The 16,786-nt window shown below is 64.6% G+C and carries 13 protein-coding genes; 9 read left to right on the top strand and 4 right to left on the bottom strand.

The features are described from left to right. Positions 1-185: 185 nt before the first annotated feature. Positions 186-1,913 (top strand): tetratricopeptide repeat protein, encoded by a 1,728-nt coding sequence (locus tag E5K00_RS06265; protein WP_167856767.1) that lies wholly within the window; start codon positions 186-188, stop codon positions 1,911-1,913. Between the two features lie 861 nt (positions 1,914-2,774). Further along, positions 2,775-3,758, top strand: coding sequence for a pyruvate dehydrogenase complex E1 component subunit beta (locus E5K00_RS06270; protein WP_135462386.1), 984 nt, complete (start codon positions 2,775-2,777; stop codon positions 3,756-3,758). 193 nt (positions 3,759-3,951) lie between these two features. Here E5K00_RS06270 and E5K00_RS06275 read toward each other — a convergent pair whose 3' ends face one another. Continuing rightward, positions 3,952-5,388, bottom strand: a complete 1,437-nt coding sequence (locus tag E5K00_RS06275; protein ID WP_135462387.1) for a hypothetical protein — start codon at positions 5,386-5,388, stop codon at positions 3,952-3,954. A gap of 187 nt (positions 5,389-5,575) precedes the next feature. Here E5K00_RS06275 and E5K00_RS06280 point away from each other — a divergent pair, with 187 nt between their 5' ends. Continuing rightward, positions 5,576-6,115, top strand: coding sequence for a DinB family protein (locus tag E5K00_RS06280; RefSeq protein ID WP_135462388.1), 540 nt, complete (start codon positions 5,576-5,578; stop codon positions 6,113-6,115). A gap of 288 nt (positions 6,116-6,403) precedes the next feature. Here the strand turns inward: E5K00_RS06280 and E5K00_RS06285 are convergent, their stop codons facing one another. Continuing rightward, positions 6,404-6,874: an acyl-CoA thioesterase gene (locus E5K00_RS06285; RefSeq protein WP_135462389.1), complete on the bottom strand. Its 471-nt coding sequence runs from the start codon at positions 6,872-6,874 to the stop codon at positions 6,404-6,406. Positions 6,875-6,931: 57 nt separating this feature from the next. Beyond that, positions 6,932-7,681, bottom strand: a complete 750-nt coding sequence (locus E5K00_RS06290; RefSeq protein WP_135462390.1) for a class I SAM-dependent methyltransferase — start codon at positions 7,679-7,681, stop codon at positions 6,932-6,934. A 158-nt stretch (positions 7,682-7,839) separates the two neighbouring features. On the opposite strand from E5K00_RS06290, the gene E5K00_RS06295 reads away from it, so the two are divergent. The 3 genes from E5K00_RS06295 (at position 7,840) to E5K00_RS06305 (ending at position 12,406) form a co-directional block, all read left to right on the top strand. Continuing rightward, positions 7,840-8,244, top strand: coding sequence for a hypothetical protein (locus E5K00_RS06295; protein WP_135462391.1), 405 nt, complete (start codon positions 7,840-7,842; stop codon positions 8,242-8,244). 151 nt (positions 8,245-8,395) lie between these two features. After that, positions 8,396-10,540: a glycoside hydrolase family 97 protein gene (locus E5K00_RS06300; RefSeq protein ID WP_135462392.1), complete on the top strand. Its 2,145-nt coding sequence runs from the start codon at positions 8,396-8,398 to the stop codon at positions 10,538-10,540. Positions 10,541-10,786: 246 nt separating this feature from the next. Next, positions 10,787-12,406 (top strand): L,D-transpeptidase family protein, encoded by a 1,620-nt coding sequence (locus tag E5K00_RS06305; RefSeq protein WP_167856768.1) that lies wholly within the window; start codon positions 10,787-10,789, stop codon positions 12,404-12,406. Positions 12,407-12,446: 40 nt separating this feature from the next. On the opposite strand, the gene E5K00_RS06310 is transcribed toward E5K00_RS06305, so the two are convergent. Then, positions 12,447-12,776: a YbbN family protein gene (locus E5K00_RS06310; protein WP_135462394.1), complete on the bottom strand. Its 330-nt coding sequence runs from the start codon at positions 12,774-12,776 to the stop codon at positions 12,447-12,449. Positions 12,777-12,952: 176 nt separating this feature from the next. Between E5K00_RS06310 and E5K00_RS06315 the strand changes: the two genes are divergently transcribed. The 3 genes from E5K00_RS06315 to E5K00_RS06325 are packed head-to-tail and all read left to right on the top strand — an operon-like array spanning position 12,953 to position 16,373. Continuing rightward, positions 12,953-14,563 carry a sensor histidine kinase gene (locus E5K00_RS06315; protein ID WP_135462395.1) on the top strand — a complete coding sequence of 537 codons (1,611 nt, stop codon included), beginning with the start codon at positions 12,953-12,955 and terminating at the stop codon, positions 14,561-14,563. Continuing rightward, positions 14,541-15,593 carry a response regulator gene (locus E5K00_RS06320; RefSeq protein ID WP_135462396.1) on the top strand — a complete coding sequence of 351 codons (1,053 nt, stop codon included), beginning with the start codon at positions 14,541-14,543 and terminating at the stop codon, positions 15,591-15,593. The genes E5K00_RS06315 and E5K00_RS06320 overlap by 23 nt, the downstream gene beginning before the upstream one ends. Positions 15,594-15,629: 36 nt before the next feature. Then, positions 15,630-16,373 carry a DUF92 domain-containing protein gene (locus tag E5K00_RS06325; protein ID WP_210114282.1) on the top strand — a complete coding sequence of 248 codons (744 nt, stop codon included), beginning with the start codon at positions 15,630-15,632 and terminating at the stop codon, positions 16,371-16,373. Positions 16,374-16,786: the final 413 nt, after the last annotated feature.

Here is a 16,786-nt window from a genome sequence, read left to right on the forward strand (position 1 = left end):
AAGCTCGGCCTCCGCAATTGAGCACAATTTCTGACCCCAGCCGGCAGTTTTTACGTTTGTAGGCCAGAATTTCGGCTCTGCTTTCGCCGCCTAGTTTTTTGCCTATGAGAGTTTATGTGCGCTTGTTGTCGTCCGTGTGGGTTGGGTTGGCCGCTGCCGCGCTGCCCGGATGTACGTTGCCCCGGATGCTAAAGGTTGCGCAAGAAAGCCAACAAGTTACGGTGCAGCCCTCGGTGCTGGAAAGCAACGGCGAAAACGTGCTCTTCGACGTGACGGCCCGGGTGCCCGCCGCCCACCTCAAAAAAGGCAACGCCTACAACCTGGCCCTGACCTACCGCTACGACAACGGCCTGCGCGAAGACACCGTGGGCCGCCTCACCTTCGTGTCGGGCGAGTACACCTACGACCCCGAGAAAAAAGACCAGCTGGTTATTACCCGGCAGTTTTCCTTTCCCTACTCGCCCCGCAAAAGCCCCGGCGAGCTGCTGGCCCTGCCCGATGCCCACCAGCTGAAGCCGGGTGGCAAGCGGGTGAAAGGCGAGCAGTTCCGCCTGGCCCGCGGCATCGTGACGACGGGGCGGCTGGTGGTGCGCCAGGATACGGCCATCGGGCTGCTGCCCGAAACGGCCGACAACAACATGAGCGGCACCCGCATCCTGCCCTTTTTCTTCGACCAGGGCAGCAGTGCCATCCGCAATTATTTGGGCACCAACGTGCAGGCCCTGGAAGACTTCATTGAGGCCAACCAGCACACCAAGAAGGTGATGATTGCCGCCGGCCACTCGCCCGACTCGCTCGACTCGCGCGACCCGCGCCTGGCCGACAAGCGGGTGCAGGGCCTGCTGCGCTACTACAAAAAGCGCGTCGACACGGACTCCTATTTGAATAAGGTCGGCAACATCCAGTTTGAAACCGTGGCCTACCACCGGCGCTGGGACTTGTTTCTCAGCAAGGTGCAGAACTCGGCCCTCAAGCCCGCCCAGATCGACTCGGTGGTGCTGCTGATCAACGACGCGAAGGGCTCGTTTGCCCAGAAGGAGCGGCAGCTGCGGGCCCTCTCCTTCTACGACTACCTCGACCAGTACATCTACCCGGTGATGCGCTTCGGCACGGTGGCCGTGGAGTATACCGCCCCCAAGCGCTACGACTCGGAAATCTACCTGCTCTCCAAAAAGATTGTGGAAAAGGAAATGGAGGCCGACGCCCTCACGCCCGAGGAGTTGCGCTACTCGGCCACGCTCACCCCACTGCTGGCCGAAAAGCAGCGCATCTACGAAACCTCGGTGGCCACCACCGGCCGCTGGGAAGCCTACCACAACCTGGGCGTGGTGCTGCTGCTGCGCTCCGAAAAGGAAGCCAGCGACAAGGTGCGCAAGGCCTACCTGCGCCGGGCCGCCACCAACTTCACCCTGGCCGCCCACCGCAACCCCACCGCCGACCTGTTTTACCGCGTGGCCACGGCCTACCACCGGGCCGGCGACCGGCTCGAAGCCCTGCAGAACTACGACTACGCCATCAAGCTCGGGGGCCCCCGGCCGGTGCTGGAAAAAGTGTTTGCCGACAAGGCCGCGCTGGAAATTGAAGTCGGCCAGCTCGATGATGCCCTGGGCAGCATCAGCTACAGCGGCAAAACCTACCAGAACACCATGAACCGGGCCCTGGTATACCTGCTCAAAAACAACTACGAGGGGGCCGCCGGCATCTACCAGGAAGCCTTGGCCCTCAAGCCCAACGACCCGCTGGCCTACTACTGCCTGGCCGTGGTGGCCGCCCGCAGCAAGGACGAGGCCCAGGTGGGTCAGTACCTGCGCCGCGCCGTGCAGCTCGACCGTGCCTACGCCCAGCGTGCCGTCGAAGACCTGGAGTTCCGCGACTACGCCGCCGGCAAGGTATTTCTGGAAGCGTTGCGGTAACAGAACGAACTCCCCCTCCTGTTTCAACTTCCGCTTCCGCGCACCAAGCGGCGCGGGTGCCCGCAGGGCGGGGTGGTTTACTCGTTGCTTGGTTGCACGCCAGCCGTATACCCCTCACGCAGGACCATCTAAACGCTCCCCAGCCCAACCACCGGTTGGAGTGCGGCGACGAGGACAACCCGTCTTCGCGCAAGTAGGCAGCTCCGGGGCGCACACGGCCCAGTTTGCGCTTCCTCACCGCCCAAAATCACCGTAGAGCCGGCCTGGATGATCTTAGAAGCACCCGAAACGAACGCAGAAGCAGCCCGGATGAACGTAGAAGCACCCGAAACGAACGTAGAAACAACCCGCATGAACGTAGAAGCATCCGAAACGAACGTAGAAGCGCCCGCACCATCGTAGAAGCAGCCGAAACGGACGCAGAAGCATCTGGCACGAACGTAGAAGGTCCGCAACGGACGGAGAAGCGGCCAAGCCCGAGGTAGAGACGCAACCTTGCGTCTCAATCGTTGCTGACGTTGTTTACGGCGCGGCTTCAGTCGTTCAACGACGAGACGCAAGGTTGCGTCTCTACATTGTTCTGATATTACCCCGGCAGTCGCTCGGCTATGCCGAGTGACGACTACGTGTGAGCAGCTGTGCTGCGAATTGCCCCGCGCCGGCAGAACGCCCGAATGGCGCGGGACGCGCGGGGCAGAGCCCCTCCGCATAGGCGTCACTCGGCAAGAGCCGAGCGACTGCAGGCCCGCCGCAACTTGAATCATAATCAAGCTTGCCCGTCCCGGCTTGTCGTTGTAGCTTTACGGGCCGGAAAATTTCCGGCATTTTGTTTCTGACGTTTCGAATTTCTGCAATCTGATTATGCGGACCATCCAATTCCGGGAAGCCCTGCGCGAGGCCATGTCTGAAGAAATGCGGCGCGACCCGCGCGTGTTTCTGATGGGCGAAGAAGTAGCCGAGTACAATGGCGCCTATAAAGTAAGCCAGGGCATGCTCGACGAGTTTGGCGCTGAGCGGGTCATCGACACCCCGATTGCCGAGTTGGGCTTTGCCGGTATCGGCGTGGGCGCGGCCATCAACGGCCTGCTGCCCATCATCGAGTTCATGACCTTCAACTTCTCGCTGGTGGCCATCGACCAGGTCATTAACTCGGCGGCCAAGATCTACTCCATGTCGGGCGGGCAGTACAGCTGCCCCATCGTGTTCCGCGGCCCCACCGGCAACGCCGGCATGCTCTCCTCGCAGCACTCCCAGAACTTCGAGAACTGGTTTGCCAACACGCCCGGCCTGAAAGTAGTGGTGCCCTCCACCCCCTACGACGCCAAGGGCCTGCTGAAAAGCGCCATCCGGGACCCGGATCCGGTGATTTTCATGGAATCGGAGCTGATGTACGGCGACAAAGGCGAAGTGCCCGAGGAAGAGTACCTGCTCGAAATCGGCAAGGCCAACGTGGTGCGCCAAGGCAAGCACGTGACGCTGGTGAGCTTCGGCAAAATGATGAAAATTGCGTTGGCCGCCGCCGATGAGCTGGCCAAGGAAGGCATCGAAGCCGAGGTCATCGACCTGCGCTCGGTGCGCCCCATCGACTTCGACACGCTGATCGAATCGGTGAAGAAAACCAACCGCATGGTGGTGGTAGAAGAAGCTTGGCCCCTGGCCAGCATCAGCTCGGAGCTGGCCTACACCGTGCAGCGCCGCGCCTTCGATTTCCTCGATGCCCCCGTGGTGCGCGTCACCTGCATGGACGTGCCCCTGCCCTACGCCCCCACCCTGATTGAGGCCTCGCTGCCCAACGTGGCCCGCACGATTCAGGCCGTGAAAGAGGTAACCTACCAGAAGGCCTAGTTTCCGGCCTTTCGGAAAAGTATAGAGCCCTGGCTACCGCGCGGTAGTCAGGGCTTTTTTGTGTGTGTTTCTCTCCTATCTGTCATCCTGAGCAAAGCGAAGGACCTTATCACGCTGGCACGAGTCATTGTTCCGTTAATCGTTCCTACGTGACAAGGTCCTTCGCTTCGCTCAGGATGACAGACGCGTTGGATTACGGCCGGGCCTCGGCTCCACCCAGCGGGGCCAGCACCCGCACGTCATGGGTAAGATGCTGGCGGGTGCGGGCGGAAAGCGTGAAGCACAGGGTCAGGAACAGCACGTAGCCGGCCACCAGCAGACCTATCCGGGCCCGGGGCCAGGCCATCGTTTGCCAGGCCAGCTGGGAGCCGCCGAAGCAGGCCACGGCATAGAGCAGCACCTGCAACGGCAGCAGAAACCGGCACTCGACGGCAATGGGCAACGACGCCAGGCAGGGCAGCAGCAGGGCGGCCAGCACCAAGCCCAGCCGCCACCGCCGGGCCCCGCGCAGGTGCCCCGCCACCACCAACGCCCCAAACCACACCGAGTACTGCACCCCGCTCAGCAGTCCGGACCGCCCGGCCACCCGGCGCACCAGCAACGAGGGATACTGCACGTCGAGCCCGTTGAACAGGTGGCGGCCGTAGAGGGCGGCAAACGCCAGCGGCTCGCGCAGCACGGCGGCCCCATAGGCCCCGTAGCCCGCAAAGTGCCGGATGCCCTGCCGCTGGAGCAGGGCCTGCCCGGCGGGGTCGGTGTAGAGCATGCGCGGCGAGGGAAAAGTTGGGTCGAGGCTGGTTTCGTACTTCTGAATGACCAGCCCCCAGCCGAGCTGGGCCAGGTAGAGGTTGGCCGTGGGCAGGCGGGCATCCCGGCTCAGCACCAGCGGCGACCATACCTGGTGGTGGCGGCCGTTCAGCAGCAATTGGGGCCCGGTAAGCAGGGCTGCCCCGAGCAGAAAGCCCGCCGCGGCCAGCAGCCGGCGGCGCGCAGTAGGCTGCGCCACGAGCAGCAGCCCCAGCACCACCGGCACGGCCAGCAGATACACCGGCCGGATGTTGCTGGCCGCCAGACTGCCAAAGCCCGCCAGCCCGGCCGCGCCTACGCTCCGGCCGCGCAGGGCCATACCCAAGCTCAGCACCAGAGCCAGCAACGCCGGGAAATCGGACAGAACGAAGTTGAAATAGTCGCGCCAGAAGAGGAAGCCCAGGGCGGCAAAAGCCAGGCGGGCACCCCAGCCCAGCCGGTGCGCCGGAAACAGGCGCAGCCACAGCGTGGGGGCCGCCCACCCGAAAAACAGCGCCGCGTAGGCCGCCCCCATCAGGCGGGTCAGCACGAGCGGGTCGGCGCCGGTGAAGTGGGTCACGGCCTTGGCCGGCAGGTTGAGCAGGGGCAGAAAGTAGCCGCGCAGGGCATCGTCGTAGGCCAGCAGGCTGAAGCGGCCCGCGCGGAAAAACCGCTCGGTCAGCGTCCAGTAGTTCAGGGCGTCGTAGGCCATTTCGGAGTAGCCCGAAAACGGCAGATACAGGCAGTAAACCAGGAAAATCAGGGCCGTGCAGCGCCACGCCAAGGCCGGGGAGCCGGGGGGCGCGACGGAAGCAGCGGCAACGGGAGCCGGGTGGTGATTCATTGGGGCAGGCGGCGGCGGGGTAGCCCGGCTACTGGCAGGAGCAGAAAAAACGAACGGCGGCAAACAACAGAAAATCAGCCCGGCCACCCGGCGGCCGGCCCAGCCCAGGCCGGCACCACGGCCCCGGGGGCAGATTTTACGTACCTTTTGCCCCAAAGCTACTCACTTCTGTTTCTCCCGCGCGTCCATGAATCATCGTCTGCACCTCCGGCTCGAACAACTCGAGCAAGCCACCACCCGCCTGCTCGATCTGGCCCAGAGCCTGGGCGACCAGGCCCAGGTAGCGCCCGGCCCGGGCCAGTGGTCGGCGGCCCAGGTGGTGCAGCACCTGCTGGTTTCCGAAACCGGCATCGGCCAGTACATCGACAAGAAGATTCAGCAGGAGGAAGAGCTGGGCAAGTCCGGGTTCCTGACCTTCGTTCGGTCCCGGCTGCTGCGGGCGGCGCTGCGGCTGCCGTTTCTGCGCTTCAAGGCCCCCAAGTATCTGGCCGCCCTCACCCCCGACCAGGTGCCGCCCCTGGCCGAGCTGCGCCCCGAGTGGGACCGGGTGCGCCGGCAGCTGGAGCGCACCCTCAACGAGTTTCCCAGCAAGCTCCTGGACCGCGACATTTTCAAGCACCCCCGCTCGGGCATGCTCAACATCTACCAGACCCTGGACTTCATGGTCGACCACGTGCTGCACCACCAGAAGCAGCTGGAGCGCATTGCCAAAGTAGTGAGACGTTAATGTGCTAATGTGGGGAATGTGCTGAGGTGCTAATGATTAATGTGGAGGAATGTGAGAAATATGCTGAGGTGTTAATGTGAGCAATGTATCATGGCAGGCAGTGCGAAGCCATCCGTCCGCTGCTCGTGACAAACGTTCTTTTACCAGAAAGCCCTTTCCTGCGCGCCGGCAGGAAAGGGCTTTGTGCTGTAACGCGAAGTTCCACTTCGCGACTCGTTGAACGACCACCGTTGCAACGGCGCGGATGCCTCGCGAAGTGGAACTTCGCGTTACGCAAAGCCCCAGGCTTTACTTCTCTTTCCGCTCGATGTCGGCGTAGGTTTCGTGCTTGTCGAGTTGGAGCATGGCTTCGGCCATTGCCGGCGGGGGCACGGTGAGCTTGCGCAGGCGCAAATCCAGCCAGGCCCCGTCGACGGCCACGGTGGCGGCCACCCGGCCGTCGGCCTTGTAGATGGTGTGCAGGATGCGCCAGCGGCTGCCGTCGGCACTGAGGCCGCTGAGCTCGGCCGTGACCTTAATGGTCTCGCTCAAACTGATTTCCTTGAGGAAGCGGGTGTCTTCGCGGAACAGAATCGGGCCGATGCCCAGCTCGGCGAAGCGCTGCATCGGGAAGCCCTGGTCGGCCAGAAATTCGAGGCGGAGCTGGGCAGCGTAGTCGGTGTAGGCCGAGTGGCGCATGTGCACGTTGGGGTCCATATCGGCCCAGCGCACGGTGTAGGTTTTGGCGTATTCCATCGGAAAGCAAAGGTGACGGGGCATAACCCCAAAGCCGCGCGAAGGTTGGGCGGCGGGGCGCGCGGAAAGGTCTGCGGCGGCTTAGTCGTTGGTGATATTCTGCTGCTTGAGGGTGAGGCGCACCAGGTACTGCTGGGAGTCGTCCTCGTCGATAAACTCGACCTGGTAGCCGGCCTCATCGGCGTAGTCTTGCAGCAGGCCGGCGTCGGCAAACAGCCAGTTGAACGGCTCCCCGGTTTCGCCCTCGTAGGTCATATAGTACTCGACCTCGCCGTAGTAGGGCCCGTTCAGGTTGATGACCAGCGCGCCTTCCTCGTCTTCGTAGAGGTAGCTGATGTCGGAGGACGTGGCCAGAATCTGGCCGCCGGGGGCCAGCAGGTGCTTGGCTTCCTGCAAAAAGCGCTGCAGCCCGTCCAGGGTGCCCACCAGGCCCAGGCCGTTCATGAGCATCAGCAGCGTGTCGTAGTGCTCGGCGGGGGCGGCGGACAGGGCAAACAGGTCGTGGCAGGCGGCCTGCGTTACGCCCCGGGCCTGCAACACCTGCACGGCCCCGGGCGAGGCGTCGATGGCCTTCACCGTGAAGCCCCGGCTTTGCAGCTCCAGGCTGTGGCAGCCGGCCCCCGCCCCGAGGTCGAGCACCCGGCCGCGGCACTCTTCCAAGGCGGTGCGCTCCAGCTCGGGCATCTCCCAGAGGGTGCGGAAAAAGTAGCTGGCCGGTAACGGCTCTTCGTCGGCCACGTTGCTGTGCACGGTCAGCGCGGCGTGCTTGTTGCCGTTGAGATACGCCAGCATGGCGTGGCCAACCGGGTCGGAAGCGGGTTTTTGGGACATGGGGCAAAGGTAAGAGGAGTTGGCAAAGGCTACGGCGGAACCCGGGGCCGGGGTTGCCGGCGGCCGGCGGCCCCGCATTTGGGCGACGGCCGTATCCTTCCGGCGGGTATCTGCGTTGTGGGCCTATACCCCTTTCCGTTTCTACCCTCCGTTCTGCAATGGCCAGCAACCTCGATTACCTCGACCCGACCCTGATTCCGCTCGAAGAAAAAGTAAAAGCCTACCTCGAGGCTGAAGAAGACTTGCGCAAAGCCACCGTGGAGGCCAAGTCGCTGCCCGGCACGGCCGCTACCGAGGCCCAGGCCAATGCCGCCTTCGAGCACCGCCCCGCCACCGGCAGCTTCGACCAGCACGCCGACGAGGTGGAGCAGCGCATCCAGAACCTGCGGGACGATTTGGCGCTGCTGCGGCGCGAAATCATCGGTATGCTGCCCACCCGCAACGAGTTTGTGAAAGTAAACCTGGGCTACGGCCCCAGCCGCGTGGGCGCCTTTGCCGTGGAGCACGGCCCGGCCGACCACGGCAGCAGGGAGCCGCACTACGAGCTGCGCATCGTGCACTAAGTACTGCCTTTACCGATAAAAGGCCCCGCGGCGTAATACCGCGGGGCCTTTTTTAATTGGGGCCTACCCAACCGGCTAGCGGGGGCCGAATAACCCGGCGGCTTTTTGCGAAGCGGCGCGGTTTTCTGCCCGAAAATACCACCTTTGTAGCATGAATAAACTACGCAACTTATTACGGGCGGTGCCGGCCCGTCGGGGCTTGCTGCTCCTGTGCTGCCTGGTCTGGAGCACGGCCCGGGCCGAGGACATTCAGTCGCCCAACAAACAGCTGACCCTGAGCGTGGTGCTCCAGGAAGGCGGCGTGCCCACCTACAGCCTCACCTACAAAGGCAAAACCGTGCTGAAGCCCGGCAAGCTGGGTTTGGAGCTGAAAGATGCCCCCTCCCTGACCAGCGGCTTTGCCCAGACCAGCGCCCAGCGCCGCAGCTTCGACGAAAGCTGGCAGCCGGTGTGGGGCGAGGTCAAAACCATCCGCAACCACTACAACGAGCTGGCCGTGACCCTGACCCAGGCTCAGACCAACCGCACGATGCTGGTGCGCTTCCGCCTGTATGACGACGGCCTGGGCTTCCGCTACGAGTTTCCGCGCCAGCCCAAGCTCGACTACTTCGTGGTGAAGGAGGAGAAAACCCAGTTTGCCCTCAACGGCGACCATAAAGCCTTCTGGCTGCCCGGCGACTACGACACCCAGGAGTACAGCACCGTCACCTCGAACCTGTCGGAAGTGCGGGGCCGCATGAAGGCCGCCGTGACGCCCAACGCCTCGCAGACGACCTTCTCGGCCACCGGCCTGCAAACCCCCTTGATGCTCAAGCGCAGCCAGGACGGGCTCTACATCAACATTCACGAGGCGGCCCTGATTGACTACTCGGCCATGCACCTGGAGCTCGACGACAAGAATTTCGTGCTGGAAAGCCACCTCACCCCCGACGCCCACGGCGACAAAGGCCTGCTCCAGACGCCCTGCCTTTCGCCCTGGCGCACGGTAATTGTGAGCGACAAAGCCGCCGATATTCTCGAATCGAAGCTGGTGCTGAACCTCAACGAGCCAACCAAGTTCAAGGACACCAGCTGGATTAAGCCCGTGAAGTACGTGGGCGTGTGGTGGGAAATGATTACGGGCAAGAGCACCTGGTCGTACACCAACCAGGAAAACATCAAGCTCGACTCGATTGACTACCGCAAGGTGAAACCCAACGGCACCCACGGCGCCAACACGGCCCACGTGAAGGCCTACATCGACTTTGCCGCGAAGCACGGCCTCGATGCGGTGCTGGTGGAAGGCTGGAACACGGGCTGGGAAGACTGGTTCGGCAAGCACAAGGACTACGTGTTCGACTTCGTGACACCCTACCCCGACTTCGACGTGCAGGAATTGCAGCGCTACGCCCAGAGCAAGAACGTGAAGATCATCATGCACCACGAAACCTCGGGCTCGGTGCGCAACTACGAGCGGCACCTGGACTCGGCCTTCCAGTTCATGAACAAGTACGGCTACACCGCCGTGAAAACCGGCTACGTGGGCGACATCGTGCCCCTGGGCCACCACCACTACGACCAGTGGGTGAACAACCACTACCAGTACGTGCTGGAAAAAGCCGCCGAGCACAAAATCATGGTGAACGGCCACGAGGCCGTGCGCCCCACCGGCCTGGCCCGCACCTACCCCAACCTCATCGGCAACGAAGCCGCCCGGGGCACCGAGTACGAGGCCTTCGGCGGCAGCAACGCCGACCACACCACCATTCTGCCCTTCACCCGCCTGATTGGCGGGCCGATGGACTACACGCCCGGCATTTTCCAGACCAGGATCAGCACCTTCAACCCGCAGAACACGTCCTTCGTGCACAGCACCCTGGCCCGGCAGCTGGCCCTCTACGTGACGATGTACTCGCCCCTGCAGATGGCCGCCGACATGATTGAGCACTACAACGAGCACCTCGACGCCTTCCAGTTTATTGAGGATGTGGCCGTGGACTGGGACGACACCGACGTGCTCGAAGCCGAGCCCGGCGACTATATCACCATTGCCCGCAAGGCCAAGGGCAAGAGCAGCTGGTTTGTGGGCAGCACCTGCGACGAGCAGGGCCGCACCTCCACCATCAACCTGAACTTCCTGGACCCGGGCAAGAAATACGTGGCCACCATCTACGCCGATAAAAAGGACGCCCACTACGAGAAAAACCCGCAGGCCTACCAGATCCGCAAAGTAAGCGTGACCAGTAAGTCGAAGCTGGCCCAGTACTGCGCCCCGGGTGGCGGCTACGCCATCAGCATCGTAGAAGCCGGCCGCTAGCCGCCCCGTTCCGCCCCGGGTTCTGCCCCGGTCGCAAGCCCCGCCCGACGCGTTGTCGGGCGGGGCTTATTGTTTACGGAGTGCGGCAGCCGGGGCAACCTTCTGGGCGCATTGTCCGGCTCCGGGCTGGCAAAAGTCGTGACCCGACCTGATGAATGTCATCTTTTGCGCGCCGCGCTTTGCCTAATCTTGCGTTCTGCGGGCCTGGCGGCTCCAGCTTTTTGTTTTACGCTATTCGCTCCCGTGGTGCTGTCCGACTTTCTCTCCTTGCCGCCGCAACCGTCGGCCAACGCGGCGCGGCCGGAAACTTCCGGCGCGCGGCGGCCGTGGTGGCCCCTGGCCCGGCGGGTAGCGCGCCGCACCCGGCTGCTGAGCTGCTGGGTGCCGCTGCTGCTGGCGCCGCAGTGGTGCAGCCAGCTCCCCGCCACCCAGCCGCTGGCCGCCACCCTCACCACGGAAAGCACCGCCCCGCAGCCGGACCCGCTGCCCGCCCTGATTCGGGCCTTACTTGATACGACGGCAGCGGGCAGCCCGGAGGCTGCCGATGCCCAACTCGGCTTGGCGGCCGGCCCCGACGTGCGCACGTTCTACGGTCAAGACTGCATCCCGGGCTGGCTGCCCGCGGCTGGCCCCAGCCCCACGGCGGCACTGCGGCTGCTGGCCCGGGCGGCGGAATTTGGGTTGCGCCCCACCGACTACGCCACTCCCCGGCTGCTGGCCCTACACGACTCCCTGGCGCGGAACACGCCCGGCGCGCCTCCCCGGCTCCGCCAGCAGGCCCGGTTCGACGTGGCCCTGAGCGACGCGGTGCTGCGCTTCATGCGCGACCTGAGCCGCGGGCGGCTGCGGCCCTACACGGTGTCGGCGGCGGAAAAAGCGGCGGGGCGGCTTTGGCAGCCGGCCCCGGTGCTGCGGGCCGCGCTGGCGGCGGGCACCGTGCCGGCGGCCATGCTGGCCGGGCAGCCCACGCACCGCGAATACCGCCAGCTGCAGCAGGCCCTGGCCCACTGGCTGGCCCGGCCGCCGCACCCCGACTCGGCCACTTTTCACCGGGTGCAGTACGAGCACGCGGCCCTGAACCTGGAGCGCTGGCGCTGGAATGTCCTGCCCCCGGATTCCGACTATGTGCTGATCAACATTCCGGCGTACGAGCTGCTGGTGGTGGCCCACGACTCGGTGGTGCGGCGGCACCGGGTGGTGGTGGGTAAGCCCGAAACGCCCACGCCCACGCTCAGCAGCCAGATCCGCTCCTTTACCCTGGCTCCCGACTGGCACGTGCCCCGCTCCATTGCCACCAAGGAGATACTGCCCCACCTACGGGACGATGCCGGCTACCTGGCCCGCAACGAGCTGGCCCTCTACGACGCCCGGGGCCGGCAGCTGGACCCCTACTCGGTCGACTGGAGCCGGGTGACGGCCAAGAACTTTGCGTATTCCATCCGGCAGGGGGCGGGCTGTGAAAACGCGCTGGGCAACGTTGTTTTCCGCTTCGCCAACCCCTACGCCGTGTACCTGCACGATACGCCCATGCGCCAGTATTTCGACCGGCCTGACCGGGCCCTGAGCCACGGCTGCATCCGGCTGCAGCACCCGCTGCAACTGGCCGCCTACCTGCTGCGCCGCGAGGGCCGCCCGGTGCGGCTGCCCAGTGAGGAAGAATGTGCCCGCCAGCCCCGCCCCCGCGACGTACGGCTGCGCCGGCCCCTGCCCCTGCACATCCGCTACGCCACCTGCACGGCCGAAAACGGCCACCTGCGCTTCCTGCCCGACATTTACCACCGCGACGAAGCTATTCGCCGGGCGCTGTTCGGGCCCGTGGGCCGGCCGCGGCCCGTGGCGCAGGGCGGTCAGCCGGCGGCGTTGTGAGGGCCGGTAATCTGGGAATGGTCAGGGGGCGGGGCCGGCCTCAGCGGGCGGGCCGGAGCTTACTCAGCAGCAGCGGCCCCAGCGTATTGCCCTCGGGCAGGCCCTGCTGCCGCCACAGCTCCACGCCCTGCTGCACCAGCACCAGGGCGGGCAGGTTGGTGGGCTGGAAGCTGCGCACCACCACCGGGTGGCTGGCCTCATCGACGCGGAGTACCCGGATGGCCGAGCCCAGTTGCTGCTGCAACGTCGTCAGGGCCGTGTTGGTGGCCAGCTGGGCCGCTCCGGCCGCTCCCGCTGCCACTGGTAGCAGCACCAGCAGCACCGCCGAATCGGCCGGACGGGAGGACAGAGGAGCGGCGGAGGTGGTCATGACGGCGGGAACGAGAAGGATACTACCATAAAAGTACCGCCTAAGCTCAACCGCCCGCATGATGCGCGTCAGGCCCCCGATCTGACTTTTATCAGGTCCTGCTACGGCCCGCAACCGTCAGCCTTTTATCTTGCCCCGGCCTGGCCCCCCTGTTGCGGGCCGTCAACCTTCACGCTATGCTTCCGGCCTCCCTCTCTTCCGCCCTCCTCGACTTGCTCTACACCCAGGCGCACGAGTTTGTGGGCATATATGACCTCACGCAGGGCTGGTTTACGCAGGTCAACCAGGCCGGCCTGCGGCTTTTGGGCTACCCGTCGGAGCAGGCTTTCTTCACTGACCCCGTCCGCAACCTGCACGTGACGCCCTGGACGCCGGCCCAGTGGCAAACCCTGTATACCCGGGCCCGGGAGCAGGGCAAGCAGGAAATAGAGGCCGAGCTCCGGCGCTACACGGGTACGTCGTTCTGGGCCCGGCTCGAACTTTCCTACTTCGACGCCGACGGGCAGCCATTCTTCCTGGTGCGCCTCACCGAGCAAAGCCGCCTGCAACAGGCCGAGCGGGAGCTGGAGCACAGCGTGCGGCGCTTTGAGGCCGTCTTTACCAACGCCACCATCGGCATCATCGTCTGCGACCGGCCTGGCACCATCGTATCGGCCAACCAGCTCAGCGGCCAGCTGTTCGGCTACGCGCCCCAGGAGCTGCTGGGCCACAACATCGACATCCTGGTGCCCCACGCCGCCGGCCGCCACCACGACAAGCTGCGCGAATCCTTCAACGCCCACCCCCAGGTGCGCGGCATGGGCCACCACCGCGACCTACAGGCCCGCCGCCAGGACGGCACCGTGTTTCCCGTGGAGGTGAGCCTGAGCTACTTCTACCTCGACCAGGAGCTCTACGTGGTGGCCTACGTGCTCGACATCACCTTCAAGAAGGAAGCCGAGCGGGAGCTTATTGCCCAGCGCCAGCACGTGGAGCGCCTCAATGCCGACCTGGAGCAAAAGGTGGCCGACCGCACCCACGCCCTGCTCAATACCCTGGGCCAGCTGGAGCAGCGCAGCCAGGAGCTAGCCCAGGCCCTGGCCGCCGAGCAGGAGCTGGGCGAGCTCAAGTCGCGCTTCGTGAGCATGGCCTCCCACGAGTTCCGCACCCCGCTCACGGCCGTGCTGACCTCGGCCACGCTCATCGAAAAGTACCCCACCACCGACCAGCAGGACAAGCGCCTGAAGCACTTGCAGCGCATCCGCACCTCCGTCAACCACCTCAACGACATCCTGGAAGAGTTCCTGTCGGTGGGCCGCATCGAGGAAGGCAAGATCGAAGCCCACCCCACCCCGCTGAACCTGGCCACGCTGCTGGAAGAAACCGTGACCGACGTGCAGGGCCTGCTCAAAGCCGGGCAGCGCATCGAGCGGCAGCTGCTCTGCCCCGCCCCCGTGCGCCTCGACCCTTCGCTGCTGCGCAAAATCCTGGTTAATTTGCTGTCCAACGCCATTAAGTACTCCGGCGAGCATTCCCTGGTAACGGTGCAGGCCGACTGCCGCCAGAACCGGCTCACCCTGCGCGTGCAGGACCAGGGCGTCGGCATTTCCCGCGAAGACCAGGAGCACCTGTTCGAGCGGTTTTTCCGGGCCCGTAATGCCGCCAACGTGCCCGGCACGGGCCTGGGCCTCTACATCATTGCCCGCTACCTCGACCTGATGGGCGGCACCATTGCCCTGCAGAGCGAGCTGAACCACGGCACCACCGTCACCATCACCATTCCCTATGAAAACCATCCTGCTGATTGAGGACAACGAGCTGATCCGCGAAAACACGGCCGAGATTCTGGAACTCTCGGGCTACCACGTGCTGACGGCCGAAAACGGGAAAATCGGGGTGGAGCGGGCCCTGGCCACCAAGCCCGACCTGGTGGTGTGCGACATCATGATGCCCGTGCTCGACGGCTACGGAGTGCTGCAGATTTTCAACCAGAATCCCCAGCTGGCCGGCGTGCCCTTCATTTTTCTGACGGCCAAAACCGAGCGCACCGACCAGCGCCGGGGCATGGAGCTGGGCGCCGACGACTACCTGACCAAGCCCTTCGACGAGGCCGAGCTGCTGAGCGCCATCAGCGGCCGCCTCAACCGCTTCCGCCACCTCAAGCCCGACTACGACCTGCAAGCCCCCGAGGGCCTGAACGAGTTTCTGGACGATGCCCGGGCCGTGGGCAACCTGGCCAGCCTCTCGGCCGACCGCCGGGTGCACACCGTCCGCAAAAAGCACGACATCTACCTCGAAGGCGACGAGCCCACGCGGGTCTACTTCGTGAAGAGCGGGCGGGTGAAAACGGTGAAAGCCACGGCCGGCGGCAAGGAGCTGATTACGGGCCTCTACGGCGCGGGCGAGTTTTTCGGCTACCTGCCCCTGCTCCAACAAACCGCGCACAGCGACTCGGCCGTGGCCGTCGACGACTCGGAGCTGGTTTACATCCCGCGCGACGACTTCGCCCAATTGCTGCGCAACCCCACGGTGGGCCAGCAGTTTATCCGGTTGCTGGCCGGGCGCGTTGCGGAGCGGGAAGAGCAGCTGCTGGGCATGGCCTACAACTCCATCCGGCGCCGCGTGGCCGATACGCTGCTACGCATGCACGAGCAGGCCGCCGGCAGCCCCGGGGCGGCCATCTACCTCTCCCGCGACGACATGGCCGCCCTGGTGGGCACGGCCCCCGAGTCGCTGATCCGCACCCTAAGCGAGTTCAAAAACGACGGCCTGATTGAGCTAACGCCCAAAAACATCCGCGTGCTCCAGCCCGACAAGCTGCGCCGCGCCCACTGGTAGCACGCCCATCCGGCCGGCCCAAGCCAAACTAGTTTCTTGCTTATCAACTATCTACCAACCGAAGCCACCCTGTTTGCCTGGCTACCGCTGCTGGCCGTGCTGGGCGCCGGCATGCTCTACAGCGTGCGGGCCGGCAAGCTGACCACCGCCGGCGCCCTGACCGGGGGCCTGCTGGGCGTGACGATATTTCTGGGGGCCGGCTGGTGGGGCGTGGCGCTGCTGAGCCTGTTTTTCGGGCTGGGCTCGGCGGCCTCGGCCTGGAAAGTAACGGAAAAGCGCCACCTGGGGCTGGCCGAGGAAAACAAAGGCCGGCGCACCGCCGGGCAGGTGCTGGCCAACGCCGGCGTAGCGGCCCTGGCGGGCCTGCTCAGCTGGCAGCTGCCGCTGCACGCGCCCCTGTTTCAGCTGATGCTGGCCGGGAGCTTCGCGGCCGCCACCGCCGACACGCTCTCCTCGGAACTGGGCAACGTGTACGGCCGCCGCTACTACAACATCTGGACGCTGCGGCCCGATACCCGGGGGCTGAATGGCGTCGTCAGCCTGGAAGGCACTTTGCTCGGGCTGGCCGGCTCGGCCCTCCTGGCCCTGGTATACTGCTTGGCGACCAGCCGTTTGCAGCATTTCCTGCTCTTGCTGGTGGCCGGCACCGTGGGCAACCTGGCCGACTCGGTGCTGGGAGCCACCGTGGAGCGCCGCCACCTGCTGAGCAACAACGCGGTGAACACCCTGAATACCGCCGTGGGCGCCGGCACGGCGGGCGTGCTCTACTGGCTGAGCTAAGCCCGGCCCGCGAGGCGCCGCCGGCCCCCCGCACACCACTTTTTGAGGCGCGCTTACCCCTTATCCTGAGTGCGGACCAAAGTTTATAGAAACAGATTTTACTATATTAAAATCAATATATATTATGATTGCAGGCCGTCAGAGCACTATTCGCACCTGATTTATTATACTTATTCAAGTCGATTGAATTACACTAAAACTATATTAAATATGTCTTTTTTAATTAGATCTTATCGTTTTACCTTGTATAAGCAAACCTCGTTCCGCCTGTGGGCGGCCGCACCGGATAGTTACCCGGCCACCGCTACCCCGGTCCGGGCTTCGTGAGTTGAAGACCCCAGTGGTGCCTGCACTATTGCCCGGCTTGAGAACCGTGGCGGTAGAAAGGCGCGTTGGCAGCCGTGAAACGCAAG

The organism is Hymenobacter aquaticus (assembly GCF_004765605.1).
Lineage (GTDB): Bacteria > Bacteroidota > Bacteroidia > Cytophagales > Hymenobacteraceae > Hymenobacter > Hymenobacter aquaticus.

Excerpts from the sequence above, each read along its gene's own strand:
- E5K00_RS06280 (WP_135462388.1), top strand. The coding sequence starts at position 5,576 with ATGAATCATCGTCTGCACCTCCGGCTCGAACAACTCGAGCAAGCCACC.
- E5K00_RS06265 (WP_167856767.1), top strand. The coding sequence starts at position 186 with ATGCTAAAGGTTGCGCAAGAAAGCCAACAAGTTACGGTGCAGCCCTCG.
- E5K00_RS06295 (WP_135462391.1), top strand. The coding sequence starts at position 7,840 with ATGGCCAGCAACCTCGATTACCTCGACCCGACCCTGATTCCGCTCGAA.
- E5K00_RS06300 (WP_135462392.1), top strand. The coding sequence starts at position 8,396 with ATGAATAAACTACGCAACTTATTACGGGCGGTGCCGGCCCGTCGGGGC.
- E5K00_RS06320 (WP_135462396.1), top strand. The coding sequence starts at position 14,541 with ATGAAAACCATCCTGCTGATTGAGGACAACGAGCTGATCCGCGAAAAC.
- E5K00_RS06285 (WP_135462389.1), bottom strand. The coding sequence starts at position 6,874 with ATGCCCCGTCACCTTTGCTTTCCGATGGAATACGCCAAAACCTACACC.
- E5K00_RS06310 (WP_135462394.1), bottom strand. The coding sequence starts at position 12,776 with ATGACCACCTCCGCCGCTCCTCTGTCCTCCCGTCCGGCCGATTCGGCG.
- E5K00_RS06275 (WP_135462387.1), bottom strand. The coding sequence starts at position 5,388 with ATGAATCACCACCCGGCTCCCGTTGCCGCTGCTTCCGTCGCGCCCCCC.
- E5K00_RS06315 (WP_135462395.1), top strand. The coding sequence starts at position 12,953 with ATGCTTCCGGCCTCCCTCTCTTCCGCCCTCCTCGACTTGCTCTACACC.
- E5K00_RS06290 (WP_135462390.1), bottom strand. The coding sequence starts at position 7,681 with ATGTCCCAAAAACCCGCTTCCGACCCGGTTGGCCACGCCATGCTGGCG.
- E5K00_RS06270 (WP_135462386.1), top strand. The coding sequence starts at position 2,775 with ATGCGGACCATCCAATTCCGGGAAGCCCTGCGCGAGGCCATGTCTGAA.